Origin of the sequence: Vogesella fluminis (assembly GCF_014652335.1) — a bacterium.
In the GTDB taxonomy this organism is placed as follows: domain Bacteria; phylum Pseudomonadota; class Gammaproteobacteria; order Burkholderiales; family Chromobacteriaceae; genus Vogesella; species Vogesella fluminis.
The window spans coordinates 1-1,716 of the sequence record NZ_BMYP01000096.1; the positions used below are offsets into that span (position 1 = coordinate 1).

Annotated in this window: 1 protein-coding gene; it reads left to right on the forward strand. The window is 58.2% G+C overall.

Annotated elements, in window-relative coordinates; translation table 11 throughout:
- Positions 1–123: 123 nt before the first annotated feature.
- The gene (locus IE083_RS15545; protein ID WP_189354942.1) at positions 124–1,683 is read left to right on the forward strand and encodes a hypothetical protein; all 1,560 of its coding nucleotides are present in this window, start codon (positions 124–126) and stop codon (positions 1,681–1,683) included.
- Positions 1,684–1,716: the final 33 nt, after the last annotated feature.

Consider the following 1,716-nt stretch of genomic DNA (forward strand, 5'->3'; position numbering starts at 1 on the left):
CCTGGAAAACCGGACCGGAGTTCGGCCCTGAAATTTACACCACCTTGACGGACGCTATCTGCCAGTCTGCTGACGGCGCATGAGTTAGGCGATAAGCACGGTAGCGGAATTATTTTCCAGACCTTGGATGGCAATGGGCGCAAAAAGCACAACGCCAAGTCTGCTTGGGCTGTCTGCCTTGATGTTGAACCCTCCACCGACAAGGAAACTGGCGAGATTATGCAGTCGCGCCCGTTTGCCGAGGTATGCGCCGATCTGGATCACAACTTTGGCCGTTTGGCGGTGGCCTACACAACCCATAGCCATTGCGTACCGCCTGAGCTAATCGGAGGCAAGCCGCAGGGCGAGCGTTACCGGCTGGTGTTTCCGCTGGATCGTGAAATATCGCTTGAGGTGCTGCAAAAGGCCTGCCTGCACATTGCCGAGCAATTGCAGTTGCCTGCCGTCACGGTTGATTCAGCCAGTTGGACGCGTGCCCGCATGATGTACTTGCCGCGACATCGGCAAGGCTACCCTTTCAGTGCCAAAGTATTTGAGGGCAGGCCTTGGCCGGCTGCCGATCTGGAAGCCTTGCCAGAGCCAAGAAAGCCCGCCAAGCCGGTGGCCATGCCATTGCCGGCGTACACCAGCCACCAAGGCGGTGGCGTGCACCTCTATGTGCAAAAAGCACTGGACGGCGATTGTGCAGAGCTGGCCATGCAGCCGGCAGGCGGGCGGAATAATGCCCTGAACAGTAGCGCCTTGCGTTTGTACCGATTTGCCCTAGGGGGGTATATCACGAAAGCCGAAGTAAGCCACCGCCTGAAAAGTGCCGCCTTGCAATCAGGGCTTGGCGAAGTTGAAGTAAACGCAACCTTGGCCAGTGCATTTGAGGCCGCAAATGAGGCGGGGGCAGCGCATCCGCCAGAGCGAACCGGCCAGCAGTTTGGCCGCGAGATTCCCCCCGACATTGCCGCCGATCTGGCCGCAATCGTTGCCGCCAAGGCAGAGCGTGAGCCTGTCAGCAATGACAGCAAATGCCCCGCCCCGTTTCGTGGTGAGATGGCGGAGATTGTGCGACTGGCCTTGGCAAGACAGCCACGGCAGCAACCGGCCTTGACCGTGGCGGCTGCACTGGCAGGCATGAGCGCCGCCATGCACGGCAAGTATGCGACCGGCTCAGGCTTGCGCGGGAATCTGTACGTTATCGGCCTTGCTGGAAGTACCAGCGGCAAGGGTAGCCCGCTTAATTTGGTAGGGTTGATTGCCGGTCTTGCGGGCAGCAAGCCGGTTAGCAACATTGGCAGCGGGCAAGGCATTGAAGATACGTTAGCAAAGGCCGAAGGTAGCCGCTTGGCACTGGCCATTGATGAAGTCGGCCATTTGCTTGGTTGCATGTCTGGCCAGAGCGCGGATAGTCATATGCAGGTAGCTGGCAAAATGCTGCTTGAACTTTTCAGTAAGTCCGACAGCCTGCATGTAACGCGGGTTTTGGCGGGAGGCGACAGACCATCACAGGCCATTTATAACCCCTACCTGACGCTGTACGGCACGACCACGCACGCCAAAATGCAGGGCATTGACCCTGGCATGATTACAGATGGCACGCTAGGCCGCTGCCTTGTGGTGAGCGGGTTAGATCATGCGCCAATGTGTGAAATCCCCGAAGACTTGCCCAAGATAGAGTCCACGGAAGTGGTGTAAATGCAGACAGATGGTAGGAGGCCATCGACGAAC